13 protein-coding genes and 1 pseudogene are annotated in these 16241 nt (G+C 67.2%); 6 read left to right on the top strand and 8 right to left on the bottom strand.

The genetic code is table 11. The features are described 5' to 3' along the window. Positions 1 to 89 precede the first annotated feature (89 nt). Positions 90 to 1262 carry an epoxide hydrolase family protein gene (locus ACIPWY_RS05985; RefSeq protein WP_401532351.1) on the top strand — a complete coding sequence of 391 codons (1173 nt, stop codon included), beginning with the start codon at positions 90 to 92 and terminating at the stop codon, positions 1260 to 1262. Between the two features lie 74 nt (positions 1263 to 1336). Here the strand turns inward: ACIPWY_RS05985 and ACIPWY_RS05980 are convergent, their stop codons facing one another. The 7 genes from ACIPWY_RS05980 to ACIPWY_RS05950 all read right to left on the bottom strand — a co-directional run bounded on the left by ACIPWY_RS05980 (position 1337) and on the right by ACIPWY_RS05950 (position 9562). Next, a complete protein-coding gene (locus ACIPWY_RS05980) occupies positions 1337 to 2125 on the bottom strand; it encodes a thioesterase II family protein (RefSeq protein ID WP_401532350.1) in 789 nt (262 codons plus the stop codon). A gap of 26 nt (positions 2126 to 2151) precedes the next feature. Further along, positions 2152 to 4068 (bottom strand): non-ribosomal peptide synthetase, encoded by a 1917-nt coding sequence (locus ACIPWY_RS05975; RefSeq protein ID WP_401532349.1) that lies wholly within the window; start codon positions 4066 to 4068, stop codon positions 2152 to 2154. Continuing rightward, positions 4055 to 6001, bottom strand: coding sequence for a cobalamin-dependent protein (locus tag ACIPWY_RS05970; RefSeq protein ID WP_401532348.1), 1947 nt, complete (start codon positions 5999 to 6001; stop codon positions 4055 to 4057). Before ACIPWY_RS05970 ends, ACIPWY_RS05975 begins: the two co-directional genes overlap by 14 nt. Before the next feature lie 272 nt (positions 6002 to 6273). Continuing rightward, a complete protein-coding gene (locus ACIPWY_RS05965; RefSeq protein WP_401532347.1) occupies positions 6274 to 7020 on the bottom strand; it encodes a phosphotransferase family protein in 747 nt (248 codons plus the stop codon). 138 nt (positions 7021 to 7158) lie between these two features. Beyond that, positions 7159 to 8043: a dioxygenase gene (locus tag ACIPWY_RS05960; protein WP_401532346.1), complete on the bottom strand. Its 885-nt coding sequence runs from the start codon at positions 8041 to 8043 to the stop codon at positions 7159 to 7161. Then, the gene (locus ACIPWY_RS05955) at positions 8040 to 9110 is read right to left on the bottom strand and encodes a maleylacetate reductase (protein ID WP_401532345.1); all 1071 of its coding nucleotides are present in this window, start codon (positions 9108 to 9110) and stop codon (positions 8040 to 8042) included. The genes ACIPWY_RS05960 and ACIPWY_RS05955 overlap by 4 nt, the downstream gene beginning before the upstream one ends. Continuing rightward, complete coding sequence (locus ACIPWY_RS05950) at positions 9110 to 9562, bottom strand: nuclear transport factor 2 family protein (RefSeq protein ID WP_393698716.1); 453 nt, start codon at positions 9560 to 9562, stop codon at positions 9110 to 9112. Before ACIPWY_RS05950 ends, ACIPWY_RS05955 begins: the two co-directional genes overlap by 1 nt. A gap of 646 nt (positions 9563 to 10208) precedes the next feature. Between ACIPWY_RS05950 and ACIPWY_RS05945 the strand changes: the two genes are divergently transcribed. Beyond that, entirely contained in the window at positions 10209 to 11693 is a 1485-nt protein-coding gene (locus tag ACIPWY_RS05945) for a UDP-N-acetylmuramoyl-L-alanyl-D-glutamate--2,6-diaminopimelate ligase (protein WP_362900513.1), read from the top strand. 39 nt (positions 11694 to 11732) lie between these two features. Here the strand turns inward: ACIPWY_RS05945 and ACIPWY_RS05940 are convergent, their stop codons facing one another. Further along, a complete protein-coding gene (locus ACIPWY_RS05940; RefSeq protein ID WP_401532344.1) occupies positions 11733 to 12026 on the bottom strand; it encodes a hypothetical protein in 294 nt (97 codons plus the stop codon). Positions 12027 to 12112: 86 nt separating this feature from the next. On the opposite strand from ACIPWY_RS05940, the gene ACIPWY_RS05935 reads away from it, so the two are divergent. From ACIPWY_RS05935 to ACIPWY_RS05920, 4 genes and pseudogenes are all read left to right on the top strand, one after another. Then, the gene (locus tag ACIPWY_RS05935; protein ID WP_401532343.1) at positions 12113 to 12925 is read left to right on the top strand and encodes a PDR/VanB family oxidoreductase; all 813 of its coding nucleotides are present in this window, start codon (positions 12113 to 12115) and stop codon (positions 12923 to 12925) included. A gap of 33 nt (positions 12926 to 12958) precedes the next feature. After that, positions 12959 to 13732 carry an MSMEG_1061 family FMN-dependent PPOX-type flavoprotein gene (locus ACIPWY_RS05930; RefSeq protein WP_401532342.1) on the top strand — a complete coding sequence of 258 codons (774 nt, stop codon included), beginning with the start codon at positions 12959 to 12961 and terminating at the stop codon, positions 13730 to 13732. 361 nt (positions 13733 to 14093) lie between these two features. After that, on the top strand, positions 14094 to 15302 hold the full coding sequence (locus ACIPWY_RS05925) for a bifunctional class I SAM-dependent methyltransferase/NUDIX hydrolase (protein WP_401532341.1): 1209 nt from the start codon (positions 14094 to 14096) through the stop codon (positions 15300 to 15302). A 314-nt stretch (positions 15303 to 15616) separates the two neighbouring features. Beyond that, positions 15617 to 16120 (top strand): annotated as a pseudogene (locus ACIPWY_RS05920) (GNAT family N-acetyltransferase). Positions 16121 to 16241: the final 121 nt, after the last annotated feature.

The raw sequence follows: 16241 nt of genomic DNA, 5'->3' as shown, positions 1-16241 counted from the left end.
CGGTTGCACGTCGGCGTGAAGGCGCGGTAGAACCGTCTTAGCCGGTTCACTGTTGGTCGTAGCCGGTTCCGCGACGGCAAGGAGGTCTCATGCCCCGTCCAACCAGCGACGTGCAAGCATTTGAAGCCCACGCAACTGACGCCGACCTCGACGATCTGCGCGCGCGACTGACCGCGGCGCGGCTGCCGGAGGCCGAGACGGTCTGTGGCGCCGCACCCGGCCCTCGCCGATGGGAACAGGGCGTTCCTCTCGCCGACCTCGCCGATGTCGTGAACTACTGGCGCACCGGGTACGACTGGCGGCCGTTCGAAGAGCGCCTCAACCGGATCGGCCAGTTCCGCACGACCATCGACGGTCTGGGAATCCACTTTCTGCACCGCCGATCCGCGCGCGCGGATCCCACTCCCCTGCTCATGACGCACGGCTGGCCGGACAGCGTTGCCCGGTTCATCGATGTGGTGGACGAGCTGGCCGATCCGAAAGATGCGGACGCGCCGGCGTTCCACGTCGTGGTTCCGTCGCTGCCAGGCTTCGGCTACAGCGACAAACCGGCCACCACCGGGTGGGGAACCGAAAAGATCGCGGCCGCCTGGGTGGAGCTGATGGGAAGGCTCGGCTACGGCAAGTTCGCGGCCCACGGCGGCGACTGGGGAGGCAATATCACCACGGTTCTCGGCGGCAGGTTCCCGGCGCACGTTCTCGGTATCCACACCACGTTCGCGGAGGGGCCGCCCGGGCTGACAACGGACGGGCTGACGGCGGTCGAGCGCAAGTGGACCGAGGAAACCCGCGATTTCTGGCGCCACCGCGCTGCGTATGCGAAGCAGCAGGCCACCCGACCGCAGACCATCGGCTACTCGCTCGTCGACTCACCGGTCGGGCTTCTCGCCTGGATCCTGGACAAGTTCGCCGAGTGGTCGGACACCGAGGACAGCCCGTTCGAGACGATTTCCAGGGACCGCATTCTTGACGACGTCACCCTTTATTGGCTGACGCGGACCGGCGCATCGGCGGCCCGCATCTACTACGAAAGCCACAACTCGCTGGATCCCGAACTTCGGGTCGACGTCCCGTCGGCACTCACCATGTATCCCCGCGACGTCGAGAAGTGTCCACGCCCCTGGGCACAGGAGCGGTATCGGCAGATCGTCCGCTGGAGGGAGCCCGAAACCGGGGGACACTTCCCGTCGCTGGAGGTTCCGGAGTATTTCGTCAAGGATCTGCAAGAGGGCCTCGCGGCAGTCCTGGCCGCTCATCGGTGAACACGGCTGGGTGCCGGCACTCGATCACCGCCTGATCCGGCTCACGGTATTGCCCGACGGCTTCCAGGCCGCGCCTACTGCACCAGGGTGGAATCCAGAAGCGTCTTCCTGATGACCGCGGCCACACCGTCAGGCGCGTCGTGATGGTAGAAGTGGCCGCCGTCGAAGACCTCGAGTCGGAAGTCGGCCGACGTCAGGCTCTCCCACGCACTGAGCCTTTCCAGGCTGACGCCGGGGTCACGGCGACCGCCCAGTGCCGTGATCGGGACCGGCACCCGCAGGGCCGAACTCCGGCGCGGGACGTACGTCTCCCAGACCGTGAGGTCCGCGCGGAGCAAGGGAAGCAGCAACTCCACCAGCTCCGGCTGGGCGAGAACCTCCGGGGAGGTCCCTTCCAGGTCCGCGACGGCCGCGATCAGGTCGTCGTCCGTCTTTTCGTGCAGCAACGGCCCTGCAAAAGGCAGATGGGGCCCACCAAGGCCCGAGACGAACACATGGCGCGGAGGCTTGCCGAGGTCGGACAGCACATGGGCCAGTTCATAGCAGAGCAGAGCGCCCATGCTGTGCCCGAACAAGGCGAAGTCCGGCCCCGCGCGCCTCGCCAAGGGACCGCTCAGCTCGGTGATGAGCTCTGCGGCCGAAAGGCGTGCCGGTTCCCTGTGGCGACTCTCCCGTCCCGGCAACTGCACGGGTATCGCCTCGATGCCCGGAGCCAGCGATGCGGGCCAGTCCCGGTAGGCCGACGCACCTGCCCCCGCGTGAGGCAGGCAGAACAACTGGATCGCCTTCGCGTCAAGTGTCGGCGCAGGAGCGGACGCAGGCCTGCACGGAGGGAACCACGACTCGTCGGTCACCCCCGTCATGGACGCCCTTCCTCGATCTCGGGGGCTCAACTCCTCTGCTCCCGGATGTAGTTGGCAATGCCGCGCGCCGTCGGGTCCTCGAAGAACTCCGCCAGCGTCATGTTCACGTGGAAGCGCCTTCCCACCTGGGTGAGCAGCCGGATCGCGAGCATCGACTGTCCACCGGCGTCGAAGAAGTTCTCCTCACGGCCGAAGCGCGGCACGTCCAGCAGCTGTCCGATGAGGGCGGTGATCTCGTCGTCGACCTCGACGGCATCGACGGCATCGACGGCATCGACGGCATCGACGGCATCGACGGCATCGACGGCATCAGCAGCATCGGCCTGGCGTACGCCGTCATCTGCCGGAGGCGACGACTTCTCCAACGCCGGCAGCTGCGCTCGGTCGATCTTCATGTTGGCGTTCTTCGGCAGTTCGGGGAGGCAGATCAGCCTTGTCGGGACCATGTAGTCGGGTAGGCGGCCCCGTAGGAAGGCGAGCAAGTCATCTGTTTGCGGCGATACCCCGGCTGCCGCCACGTAGTAACTGATGAGTGTTTTGTCTCCGGTTCGGGCGTCAGCGTCGGCGACCGTCACCGCTTCCCCGACCTCAGGATGCTGCAACAGCGTGGCATCTACCTCATTCGTTTCGACCCGAAAGCCCCGGACCTTCACCTGGAAGTCACTCCGGCCAAGGAAATCCAGTGAGCCGTCAGGCAGTTGGCAGACTTGATCTCCTGTCGCATACATCCGCATGCCTTGCTCTGTCGCGAAGGGGTCGGGAAGGAACCGCTCGGTCGTCAGGTCCGACCGGCCGAGGTAACCGCGCGCCACGCCGTCACCGCCGATATAAAGCTGGCCAGGCACCCCAGCCGGCTGAGGCTGCAGCGCGTCGTCGAGCACGTAGCAAGTCGCGTTCGAGATGGGGCGGCCGATCGGCACGCGCAATTGCTCTGCCGGCATCGGCGTGACGTGATGCGCGGTGGCGAGGGTGGTGCATTCGGCGGGGCCGTACCCATTGAGCAGAGTGCAACCCGGCAGCGCCGCGACGGAGTTCGCCTGGCTGACCGCCATGACGTCACCACCGACGAGGACTTGGGAGACCGTGGCAAACGTCGAAGGGTCATCCGCCGCAAGCTGGTTGAAGAGCGGTGTTGCCACCACCATGGTGTCGATGCGCCGATCGCGCAGAGCGATGGCCAGACGACCGGGCGAGAGAATGGTGTCTCGGTCGAATCCGATGAGTTCGGCCCCGTTCAGCAGCGCGCCCCACACCTCGATCGTCGCGGCGTCAAAGGCTGCGTTCGAGATCTGCGCCACGCGGTCGCCCGGCTTGAAGTTGAGGTAATCGACGCCCCGGGTGCGCTGGGCAACGTTGCGGTGGGTTACACAAATACCCTTCGGCGTACCGGACGATCCCGACGTGTACACCACGTAGGCGAGGTCTTCCGGCGCGGCGGCGCCATCTACCCGGCCATCGTGTGCGGCGCTGTCCCGCACCGCTTCACCGAGGTGTTCGGCCACCGTGATCACCGGAATTCCGAGACCGCTGGGATCTTCCCCGCCGACCTCTGCCAGCAGCGCCACCGGCTTGGATTCCTCCAGGACCGTACGCAACCGGGCGGCCGGATGATCCGGATCCAGTGCCAGATAGGCGCCGCCTGCCTTGACGGTGGCCAGCATGCCTACGACGACGCTCACGCTCCGGTCGGCCTGAACAGCGACCAGTCGGTCGGTCTGCACGCCGAGTTCCCGTAGTCGGGCGGCCAGGGAATTCGTCACCCGGTCAAGCTGCCGGTAGGTCAGGGTGACAGGACCGTATGTCACGGCGGGCGCGTCAGGGCTGCGTACGACGTGCTCCGCGAAGAGATCGCCCAGCGAACTGTTGCGGGGGACATGTGTATGCCGCGACGGAGCGAGAGGCGCTGAGTCGATCTCTTCTGTCCCTATGTCAGATTTCGGCATGGGCGTGGATTCCTTTCTCGCCAGATGTTGTGTCGCCCAACTGGTCAGCGTCGACCGGGACCCAGAACGGCATGACGTTCCCGACCTTCTCGATCATCCCGTGGCAGTAGGATCCGCTGTGGTCACGGCTCTGCGTCGGCATGAAGGGATACTGCAGCCGCTTGTGCTCGACCTTGAATATGCCATTCGCCGGCATCCCCTGAATCTGGACCGAATCGGCCAGATCCGCCAAATACTCCGTAGGGACCTCTACCGTATGGCTACGGGGGCCGCTCTCCAGAACTCGGAGCTCCTGGAAGTCTTCGGCGCGCACGTCCATAGGTGTATTGCTGTACATGTACGGACGGTTCAGCGTGTCGATCTCGAACAGGGCGCGCACCTTGCCGTCGGCCCACCATTCCTGGCTCTGTGCGAAGTGCCGCACATGCTCGGCGAAAACCTCCCGATGCTCGTGCAGCACGGAGTGGATGTAGAAGCCGTAGTTGTTCACGTCGTAGTAATCCGCGTCGCGAATCGAGTTTTCCGCGTACGCGAGGATGGGGTCGTCTTCTCCTTGTTGGCGCAGGTATTCCGCGAAGGCGGCGAAGATCTCCTGATACTGCATCCCCAACTGCTTCACCAGATAGCGGCTCACCGCCCGGAGGCTGCGCGTATTGTGCAAAGCATGGAAGGCGTAGAAATAATACATACCTTCTACGAATTCCGGTACGGAAACTTCTTTCGTCCCAATGACGACCTCGGCCTCCGCGGCGCCCCCTCCGGCCGCCCGGCTCACGATCCCCATTTTCTCTGCACTGTGAAAAATGGGGGTGTTGTTGAGAAGTAGGTGAGGATACGCGATCACGGTTTGCGCCTCGTTCTCGCACAGTGTTCCGATGCCGCGCTTGAAAGATTCGAGGGTTTCACCCGGCAACGGCCAGATGAGCTCGATGTAGGAGCTGATCTGCTTTTGGCGCAGATCTTCCTGGATCTCGGCGAAGGCGCTCAGCTTGATGTTGGAGCGTGAGATCAGATCAAGGCTGTTCGGCTCAAGGGTCTGCAGCGACACGGGCTGCGAAGCGATGAGGTTGGCGTTCTGGAAAATGCTGGTGATCTTGGTGACCGCGTGCGGCTTGTTCTTCGCCGCGGAGAAGTAGACGACGTTCGGCGCCCCGTGTTCGAGTGCGCAGTCCGTGATGTGGCGAGAGATGTCGACATCCCGACTCAGCATTCCCCAGTTCGCATCGGCGATGAAGAGGAAAAGTATCTCGTTCTTGGCGATCCACTTTATCTCTTCACGGACCCGTTCCTCATCGAAACGGTGCACCCTGTCATTTGTCGCTGCGCCCCAGAAGCAGAACCCGCAGTGATAAGGGCAACCGCGATTCGTCTCCAGAATGGCGATGCTGTACGCGGAGTCGAAGACCCCTGTCAGGAAGGGGGAGGGAACGTCATTCAGGTTGCTGATCCTGGATTGCTTCGCGGTCGTCACTAATTCTCGGTCGCGGTAGAAGCTGAGCCCATCGACTTCATCGAACCGCGGACTTGATTCGGTCAGCGCACGGAGGTATTGAGTGAAGGTTATTTCCCCTTCGCCGTTGCATATGACGGTCCGCTCATCAGCGCTGTTCAAGTAACGCTGGGCCTGCGACATCACCTGCGGACCGCCAAGGATGATGTGTACATGTGGTTTTGCTTGCCTGAGGGTTTCCACAAGGGACCGCACCAGGCCCATGTTCCATACGTAGCAGCTGAACCCGTACACATCAGCGTCTGACCTGATCAGGTCTCGGGCGATATCAGCCCGAGGTGTTTTGGCCACAGTCGTGTACCGCTCGAACTGATACTCGCTGCGTACCGAAGAATCCGTTGCGGCGTACGCCTGAAGGTAACCGGAGGCCAGCGGTGTCATGCGCTCGAAAACGGACAGCTCAACGAGCAGGACCTTCTTCAATTCGCTCGCCTTTCAGGAGATGGAAAGAATCAGAGCAGTTGTACCGTCGGCGATGACCTCGCCATGAACGACCAGCAAGGCTCCGACGCCGACCAGAAGAAGCCGAGGCGAAGGGACACGGAGGATCGACGTCAGGCTAGGGGATGAACAGATCTCTCGGTGAAGGGTCGAACTTAGTTCGCCAGTTCGGGATCGAAGTTATCTTTGGGCGAACTTAATTCGCCGCCGGCACGGCTCCCTCAGAAAGATCGTCGGATTCCGCTGTTGGTCCCTCACATCCGGGACTTCAGCACGTCGACCTCACAGCCCGGCGCGGACGGGTCGAAGCCGTGCTCGATCAGCCAGCGAACCCCCAGCAGGCTGCGCAGCGACCACCACGCGCGAATCACGTCGAGGTCGACGTCGGTGCCGTAGCCCGCGATGACGTCGTCGAGGTGCTCCTCGTGTCCGAGCGTCAAGGTGGCGAGGTCGTACAGAGCATCGCCCTGGCCCGCTTCGGACCAGTCGATGATGCCCGTGATCTCGTCACCGTCGACGAATACGTGAGCGATCTGCAGGTCGCCGTGCGTGAACGCCGGAGTCCACGGCCGCAGCGCGGCCTCCGCGACCTGGCGGTTGCGGGTGACCAGGTCGGCGGGCAGAAGGCCGTTCGTCACGAGCCGTTCGCACTCGACGTCGAGTTCCGCCGCCAACTCGTCAAGGCTCCGGCCGGCCCGTCCGGACCGGGGCGGCAACGGCGCGTCGTGCAGCTTCCGGAGCGCGGCACCCGCCGCGGCCCACGCCGCCGTCGACGCAGTCGACGGCTCGCCGAGGCGGCCGAGCGCCGTCCCCGTAACCGCCGCGATCGCGAGCACGGGCGACTTGCGCCACAGGACCTCCGGGGTCGGGACCGGCGCCACGGCCATCGCGTCGACCTCGACGTCCATACGCGTCTGATCCGGGTCCACCTTCAGGAACACGTCGCCGACTCGCAGAGTTGCCCGCTCGGAATGGGCGACGACGACTTCGACCTCATCCATGGCGACCAATATCCCGGAAGACCGTCCACATCGCCGGGAATATCGCGTGCGATCGCGCGGCTCTCGCCTACGCCAACCGCCTCAAGACGCTGCCGACCCTGCTCACGCAGGCGCCCGCTCAAGGCGGCGCCGGAGAGGTCAACTGGCGTCGTCGGGAACGAGCACGAGGTCGAAGGTCATGCTCGTCCAGGCACCCTGCGGCTGTGATCCGTCAGGTGCCAGGCCTGCGGTGTGGTGGTCGGCTTCGACGACAAGGCTGTCCTTGACGCCGAACACGGCGTCGCAGCCGAGGTAGGGGTCGCCTGCCACGAAGATGTGGGTGATCAGGGTGCGATGACCTGGTGTCGTGGCCTTGAAGTGCAGGTGCGCAGGGCGCATCGGACTGCGAGCTGCGGCCGTGAGGAGATCTCCGACCGGGCCGTCGTTCGGGATCGGGTACGACGTCGGCAGGACCGTCCAGAACCGGTAGGTGCCGTCGGGAGCAGTCCGCAGCCAGCCGCGTCCGGCCGTGCGGTCGCCGGGGTACTGGACGTCGTAGAAGCCGTCCTCGTCGGCGCCCCAGATGTCGAGTCGCACGCCACCGATCGGGAATCCGTCCGCGGATCGCACCTGCCCTGACACGTAGCACGGCGTGCCGGCCGCCCCGTGTGCGATGTCATCACCGAGCGCGACCTCGGGGGCGCCGTCGACGAAGAACGGTCCGAACACCGTCGCCTGGGTCGCCCCGGGCGCCTTCGGCTCGTTGATGGCGACGGCGAGCATGGACAGTCCGAGGACGTCGGACAGCAGGACGAACTCCTGCCGGCGGTCGTCGGTGATGTGTCCCGCACGGGTGAGGAAGTCGATCGCCGTCTCCCACTCCCGCTCGGTGAGCCGGACTTCACGGGCGAAGGCGTGCAGGTGCCTGACCAGGCTCCGCATCACCTCGCGAAGGCGTGGGTCGGCGGTTTGATCGAAGCTGGCGAGTACCTCGTCGGTGACCGCCTGCTCGCGGTCGGCGGCCCCGGAATGCTCTGGACTCATGCGTTCCCCCTTGCAGGTTCGTCGCCTGCCCATGCCGCGTGCACCAGCTCTCTCAGGCCGTCACGCGTGAGGGCGCGCGGATTGTCGGCGGGCGCGAGTGCGAGGATGTCGTCGAGGACGGTGTCGATGTCGCTTTCCCGCAAGCCGAGTTCGCGCAGCCCGGCCGGTACGCCCAGCTTCGTGCCGAGTTCGTGGAGACCCCGGGCCGGGTCAGGCCGGCCGAGCGCGGCCGCGATGCGGGCGGCGGCCTCGGGCGCGTCCGGAGCGTTGAAGGCCAGCACGTGGGGCAGCACGATCGCGTGGGTCTGGGCGTGGGGCAGGTCGAACGCCCCGCCCAGTACGTGGCAGATGTTGTGATGGAGCCCGGATCCGGCGACGGCGAACGCCGAGCCCGCGAGGTAGGCGCCGAGGAGAAGATGCGTCCGGGCTTCGCCGTTGGCGGGGTCGTCTACGACGGCGGGCAGGCCGGCCGCGAGGTGCCGGACACCGTCCTCGGCGACGGCGCTGGAGAGCGGGTTGCGCCGGGGCGTCCAGAACGCCTCGACGCAGTGGGCCATGGCGTTCAGACCGCTGGCCACCGACAGTGCGGCAGGAAGTGTCAGGGTCAGGTCGGGGTCGTAGACGACGGTCCGCGGGAGCACCCGCGGATCCGTGCCGGTGGTCTTGCGAGTGCCCTCCGTCAGGCCCCACACGGGGGTCACCTCCGAGCCCGCGTAGGTGGTGGGCACGGCCAGGATGGGCAGCCCGGTGGTCAGCGCGACCGCCTTGGCAGTGCCCGTCGTCGATCCGCCGCCCACGCACAGCACCAGATCGGCCCCGGCCGCTGCTTCACGGGCGCGCTCGGCGACCCCGACCGGGACGTGCGGACGGACGTCGGTGAACGTGGCCGCGACCCGGTCCGCGAACGGGGCGCACAGGTCACGTGCCAGACCAGCCCCGGTACCGTGCGCGATGAGCAGGATCCGCCGCGCGCCGAACGCGTCGACCTCGTCCGGTAGTTGGCGGCGCGCGGCGCCGGACCCGAACACCACGCGCCCGGGCAGCGCGTCATAGGTGAACGTACGCATCAGGCCCCCTTGGGCAGGACGGTGGGCTGGTAGGCCAGCAGCAGCCAATGGTCCCTCTCTCGCACCCATACGGCCAAGGACCGGTTCGCCAGCGTCTTGCGCACTCCTCGCGCGGTGAGGTCGGCATGCATCTCGCCGACGACCACCGCGGTGTCCCCGGACACGAGGATCCGGTCCACCGGGTGTTCGATGCTGTGGTACACGTAGAATCCCGACCGGAGTTTCTCCAGGTACGAGTCCAGGGTGTCCACGGCCGCGTTCGAATGGGTGTAGGCGAGCTCGGGATGGGCGAGCGCGGCGAAGGCCTCGATGTCTCCCGCGATCACCGCTTCGTAGCGGGTGTCCTCCAGGGTGCGGATCGTCGACTCGACGTCGGCAGCGGCGGCGTGGCCGCCGTTGGTGTCGCTGCTGCTCTTTCTGCTGCTGTTGCCCTCGCTGTTGCTGGCAGTCATGGGACGCCTTCTTTCGTCTGTGACGCCTGTTCCTTATAGCCGACGCACGGCGCGCCGACCGCGCTGTCGCGCAGCACGTCGTCGAAGGGCTTGAGATCGACGTGTTCCGGCACCTCGGTCAGGAACCCCCCGCGCCCGACCGCTGACGTCAGGTCCGGGCGGGCTGGAGCGGCAGGTCCAGACGGGCCGCCAAGTCATCGGCAGTGCAACCGAAGGTCTCTCCGACAAGACCAGCGAGGAACTTCGGGAGATCGCTCCCCCGGCCGGACGTACACTCCACACATGGGTCGCAGATGTGCAGTGAGGGAGTGCCGGTTCCAGGCCACTCATGCCCTGTGTCCGTCCGTCGCACGTGCGACAGCCCTCAACCTGGTGAACATGCCGGCGGCCTGCTGCCGCGCGCTGCACGGCCACGGTTAGCGACTCCGGGCAGTTCTCGGCCCTGATCATTCCGCCTCGCTACCGGCCGGGCCTTTCCGTGCCGTCGTCTTTTTCTCCTGCGCAACCACACTGTGTTCTCCTGCGCAACCACACTGTGGCTGTCCTCGCCACAATCTCCTGCTCTGCCATTCCTCGGCGCCCTGGGCGCCCCCTGCGCGCCGACCGCCGGACGACCGGCGGCCGGTGCATCTCCGAGAGGACCCCTGTGAAGTTGAGCGAGCTGCTCGCCGGGCACGACCATGAAGTCCTTGCGGGCGATCCGGAGACGAGGATCACCGCGGGCGCGTGCTTCGACGCCCACCGCACCGTTCCGGGATCCCTGTTCATCGCGGTGCCCGGTCACCGCGAGGGCGGCCTCGAGTCCGTCGGACCGGCCGTCGCGCGCGGCGCGGTGGCGATCCTCGTCGATTCCGCAGCACCGCGGCTTCCCGCCGCGGCCTGGGCCTCGGAGGCGGGCGTGTGCGTCGTCGCGGTGCCGGATACGCGCAAGGCGGCTGCGGTCGTCGCCTCCCGGTACCACGGCGAGCCCGGGCGGCAGATGGACATGGTGGCCGTCACCGGCACCAACGGGAAGACGTCGGTCTCGTACATGGTCGAGTCGGTGCTGAGGATCGCCGAGCGCGCGAGGGTGGGGGTCATCGGGACGGCGGGCAGCCGGATCGGCGACGAGCTGATTCCGATGCCGAGGTCGGTGCTCACCACCCCGGAGTCGCCGGACTTCCAGTATCTGCTCGGGTACATGCGCGACCGTGGTGTCGCCACCGTCGTGCTGGAAGCCACGTCGATGGGTCTGCTGACGCACCGCCTGGACCACTCGTTCATCGACGTAGGCGTCTTCACCAACCTGACGCAGGATCACCTGGACGACCACGGCACCATGGAGAACTACCGGGACGCCAAACTGCGCCTGTTCCAGGGGCTGTGCCGGCGTGCGGTGGTCAACGCCGACGATCCGCTCGGAGCGGACATCGCGGCGATGATGCCCGGCGCGGTCGTCACGTACGGCATCGACGCGGAGGCGGACTACCGGGCGACCGACCTCACCATGGACGCCGTCGGCACCCGCTTCACCCTGCACCACGCCGGTCACAAGTATCCGGCGGCGATCCCCCTTCCCGGACGGTTCTCCGTCTCCAACGCACTGGCCACTGTCGCCGCCTGCCACCTCACCGGGCACAATCTGGGCGGACTGGTCGACGCGCTCGAGCAGATGCCCCCGATCCCGGGCAGGTTCGAACGTTACGAGACCCCGGACGGCACCTCCGTCATCGTGGACTACGCGCACTCCCCGGACTCGCTGGAGAAGGTGCTGACCACCATCCGCGGCTTCGCCTCGGGCCGGGTCATCACCGTCTTCGGCTGCGGCGGGGACCGGGACGTCACCAAGCGCGCCCCGATGGGCGAGATCGCCGGCACCTACTCCGATCTGTGCGTCCTGACCTCGGACAACCCCAGAAACGAAGACCCCCGAAAGATCATGGACCAGATCGTTCCGGGCCTGGTGGCGAGCGGCACCACCTTCGAGCGGTTCGCCGACCGCCGCCGCGCGATCTCCTTCGCCCTGTCCTCCGCAGGTCGCGGCGACATCGTCCTGATCGCGGGCAAGGGCAGCGAGCCCTACCAGATCGTCAACGAGGAACTGCTCCCGTTCAGCGACATGGCGACCGTTCGCGAACTCGCCACGCGGTAGGGGCAATGGCCGGCCCGACGCCCAGCGGCGGGTCGGCCGTCAGCCGCCGTCGCACGAGGCGGGAACCGTTCGGCCCAACTCCGCCTTCAGCGCGGTCACTTGCATGCCCAGCTCGAACTCGAAGCGTTCATCGAACGTCCCGGCGGTGACGTACGCGGAGGCCGCCCGCAATGCCGGGAACTCCGCGTCGTCGAACGCCGCGGCGAGGCCGGCCGCCTCCGTCGACTCCGCCTGCTGCTCCTGCGTGATGCCCAGGATCAGATAGAAAACGGTCCAGTTGGCCCAGGCCGCGGTGCGCGGCGGGAAGCCCGCGTCGAGGAGCGCCTGGATCATCGCGTCGGCGAACCGGTAGGTGTTGGCCTCCGTCGTCGCGAGTCCCGCAGCTGCCGCCGTGGCAGCCGGGCGCCCATGTCGAACTCGTGCTGCCCACCGGGATCGTGCGGCAGTACTCCCTGTGCGGATCCCCCGAGGACCGCTCGCACTATCGCATCGGGGTCCTGCGCGAACGGTCGAGCCGCGGCGGATCGGAGTACGTACACGCCTTCCTGCGGGCGGGCCAGCCGGTGCGGCTGCGCGGGCCGCTGGACAACTTCGGCTTCGAACCCGCCGATTCGTATCTGTTCATCGCGGGCGGCATCGGGATCACTCCGATCCTGGCCATGGTCGGGCGGGCCGACAGGCGGGGTGTTCCGTGGCAGCTCGTCTACGGAGGCCGTGCCGCCGAATCCATGCCTTTCCTGGACGAGTTGGCCGCCCACCCGGAGAACGTCCGGATCTACCCGGAAGACCGGGTGGGACGGATCCCTCTGGGCGAGTGGCTGGACGAGCGGCGACCCGGCACCACCATCTACGCCTGCGGACCGGAACCCCTGCTCACCGCCGTGGAGGAGGGGGCCGCGCACTGGGGTCCCGGGGCGGTGCGCCTCGAACGGTTCCGGGCGCGCCGCAATCCGGCGCTGCCGGAGAAGGAGGTCGAGGTGGTGTGCGCGCGGTCGGACCGCACGGTGACCGTTCCGGCCGGGCGGAGCATCCTGAGCGCCCTGGAGGACGCGGGCCTCCCGGTGGCCGGTTCGTGCCGCGAGGGCATCTGCCGCACGTGCGAGACCCGCGTCCTCGACGGTGAGCCCGACCACCGCGACGACATCCTCACCGCGGGCGACCGCGACGCCGGTGACCGCATGTACATCTGCGTCTCCCGGGCCCGCGGCGGGCGCCTGGTCCTTGACGTATAGGACCCGACGGACGACAGGAACTGGAGGACCGTCATGAGCCAATCCGACCACCCCGGCCACCCTGGCCAACTAGACCACCTCAGCCACCCCGGCCTCCCAGACCACCTCGACCACCTCGACCACCTCGACCACCCAAGCGCGATACCGGCGCGCACCGCCGCAGACGAGTTCCGCCCCATCGGCATGGACCGCGTGCGGGAGATCATCGGGCACCCACCGCCGTTCATCGCGGACAAGAAGGAGACCCACCTCGGCGAGTTCATCATCAGGTTCATCGCCCACAGCACCTTCTTCTGTCTGGCCACCTCGGACGACGCCGGGCAGCTCGACACCAGTCCCAAGGGCGATCCGCCGGGATCCGTACGGGTGTTGGACCCGTGGACCCTCGTACTTCCGGACCGCCCCGGCAACAAGCTCGCCGACACCTTCGAGAACCTCAGACGCAACCCGGCCGTGGGTCTGGTGTTCCTCGTGCCGGGCTTGCGTGAAGTCGTTCGCGTGAACGGGGACGCGTTCATCAGCGACGATCCGCAACTCCTGGAGATGCTGAGCGCGGACGGGAAACCAGCGGTGCTGGCGACCGTCGTACGCGTACGGGAGGTGTTCTCGCAATGCGGAAAGGCGGTGATCCGCGCCCAGTTGTGGGACGGGGATCCACACCGCCTCGCCGACGCCGTCCTGATGGGCGGCAACTTCTACACCATGCACATCGCCGAGAACGCTGCGAAGATGGCGGACAGCCTGGGCGACCAGCTCGGGAATCTCACGGCGATCGCCGAGCAGCAATACGAGAACGGGCTGTACTGATCAGACGAAGTCAGCGCCGGATGCTGGAAGAGCCCGCGGAATTCCGCGTCACGGGGGGTCGATCCGAGTGCCCGCAGTCGTCACGGCCGACTCCACAGCGGCGGGTGACGTCGTATGAGGGTGCTGCGCCGCCCGCGGATGGCGGAGCCCAAGGTCTCGGTCTCCGAACTGGAGCTGTTCGGCGGACCCTTACGGTACGACTCGGGCTGGAGCAAGCACGAGTACGCCCGCCTGGACCTCACGCTGTGGGGGGCTTTGAAGTCCCTGCCCGGCCTGGTCCGGCAGACCATTGCCCTGGCTTGGCGTACAGCATCTCGTCACCGACCCCGCTTGAAATCCGCCGACAACCCCCGGAGTTCACATGTCCGCTGAGGCGTCACGCAACGAGGAAGCCTGGACCGTCTACGGTCAACGCCAGCTCGACCACGGCTTCATGCCGCCTGTACCCGAGACGATCATGTGGGGCCCTTGGAAAGGGGTCGGTCCGGGCACCGACGTCCTCGGCGACCTCACCGGCAGGCGAGTGCTGGACATCGGTTCCGGGCCCGGCCACTATGCCGTGCACCTGGCCCGCGACCACGGCGCGCGCGTCACCGCGATCGAGCGGTCCGCGACCCAACACGCCCGCGCCACTGACCACTACGGCACCGAGCCCGGCATCGACTGGGTACACGGGGACGTCATCGAGCACCTGCGCGCGGCCGAGCCGTATGAGGCGGCGTACGCGATCGGCAGTCTCGCGTACCTCGATCCGCATGTTTCGCTTCCCGCCCTCCGCGACGGTCTGACGAGGGGGGCGCCGCTGGTCTTCTCCGTCCTCCACACAGACCTGCACGGCCGCGGCCCGTCCACCGGCGTCGCGCCGCGCGAGCAACAGGTCCTGCTGCGCAAAGAGCCGCCGATCCCCGTGGACATGTGGGTCCTCACCCCGCGCCTGTGGGAAGACCTGCTCACCTCATACGGCTTCCAGGTCGAAGCGGTGAACCTGCTGACCGCCCCCGCGGCGGACACCCCGGCCGTCCAACAACTCATCCGTGCGCGGCGCCTGCCGGATCGGCGTACCCGGATCTCCAGCAGGCCGCGCAGCCAACAACCTCCGGTCCCGCACGCGGCGATCGGTGTGGGCGCCATCGTCCTCGGCGACGAGGGTCTGCTCCTGGGGCGCCACCGCCGCGGCACCGTCGAGCTGCCCGGCGGAACCGTCGAGGCCGGCGAATCTCTGGAGGAGACCGTGGTGCGCGAACTCTCCGAAGAGACGGGGCTGACCGCCCGGCCCGAGGACGTCACCCTCCTGGGCACGCTGGTAGATCACGTCGGGGATGTCGTCCGTGTCACCGTGGGCGCCGTCGTCACTGCCTGGCAGGGCTCACCCACCACTCAGCCGGACGAGAGTGTCGGTGACTGGAACTGGTGGCCGCTCGACGCCCTGCCCTCCGAGCTGTTCGAGTGCAGCGCTCAGATTCTCGCCGCCTGGCGCCCCGACCTGCCCATCGATCACCCACCGGCCCACTTCACCCCTTACGCCCGCCGCACGACTCCTTCGACAGACCCGACAGACGCAGGGGCGTGACCCCTCCGTGAGGCCGCGACCGGCGTGGTGCGCGCATACCGCGGCGGTGGGCGCTGGGTGATCCGTCGGATGCGCATCGACAACGTCTGGTACACGGGCCACCCCGCCGCGATCTCTGCCGCCTGACCATCCCAGCGAGGAGGAACCTCATGACGACGGTCTTTCCCCGCCCGGGGCCCGCGCCGGCCCGGCTGCGCGGCATCAAGCATCGTCACGACCCGCACCACACGATCCGCAGCAACTACCCCGTCACGTCCTGGTTGCCCCATCGGGCAACCACCGACAGCGACTCTCAAGAGGAAGGCACCAGGCGCATGGCTGACGCCCGTATCCCGCTGGTCAGAGAGGCAACCACGGAGGGCTGACCGCGATGTGGGCGTTCATGGAGGGCATCGTGCGGGCCGGGGAGACCTTCTTCTGGGACCGTGAGACCACGGAGCAACAGGCGCGGGGATGTGGTTTCCACAACCGCCCGGACGCACGTTCCTCGCCGTGGGCGGCGGTGGCGAGATCCTCGGCACCGCCAACAGCGTCCGCAATCATCGCGGGGGCGCCTCGCACATCGCGAGTGCCAGTTTCATGGCGGATCCGGCCCACGCCGGGCGGGGTACGGGACGGGCACTCGGGAAACACGTGATCGAACGGCGCGGGGAGACGGGTTCCGGGCCATGCGGTTCAACGCCGTCGTCGAGACCAATACGCGGGCGGTCGCCCTCTGGCGCTCGCTCGGCATGGCGGTGGTGGGCACACTCCCGGAGGGCTTCCGCCACCCCGTGCACGGATCCGAGGGTCTGCACATCATGCCCCGCGCACTCTGAGCGCACCGTGCCCCGCCGACCGGGACGGGCCGGACTTCGGGGCCGTGACGGTCACCACTACCCGTCAGGAGACGGTCACCACTACCCGTCAGGACTCGACGCTGCAGACGGTCTTGTCGGG

Source organism: Streptomyces sp. NPDC090032, assembly GCF_044748025.1.
Lineage (GTDB): Bacteria > Actinomycetota > Actinomycetes > Streptomycetales > Streptomycetaceae > Streptomyces.
This window is presented reverse-complemented; position numbering and strand designations above follow the sequence as displayed.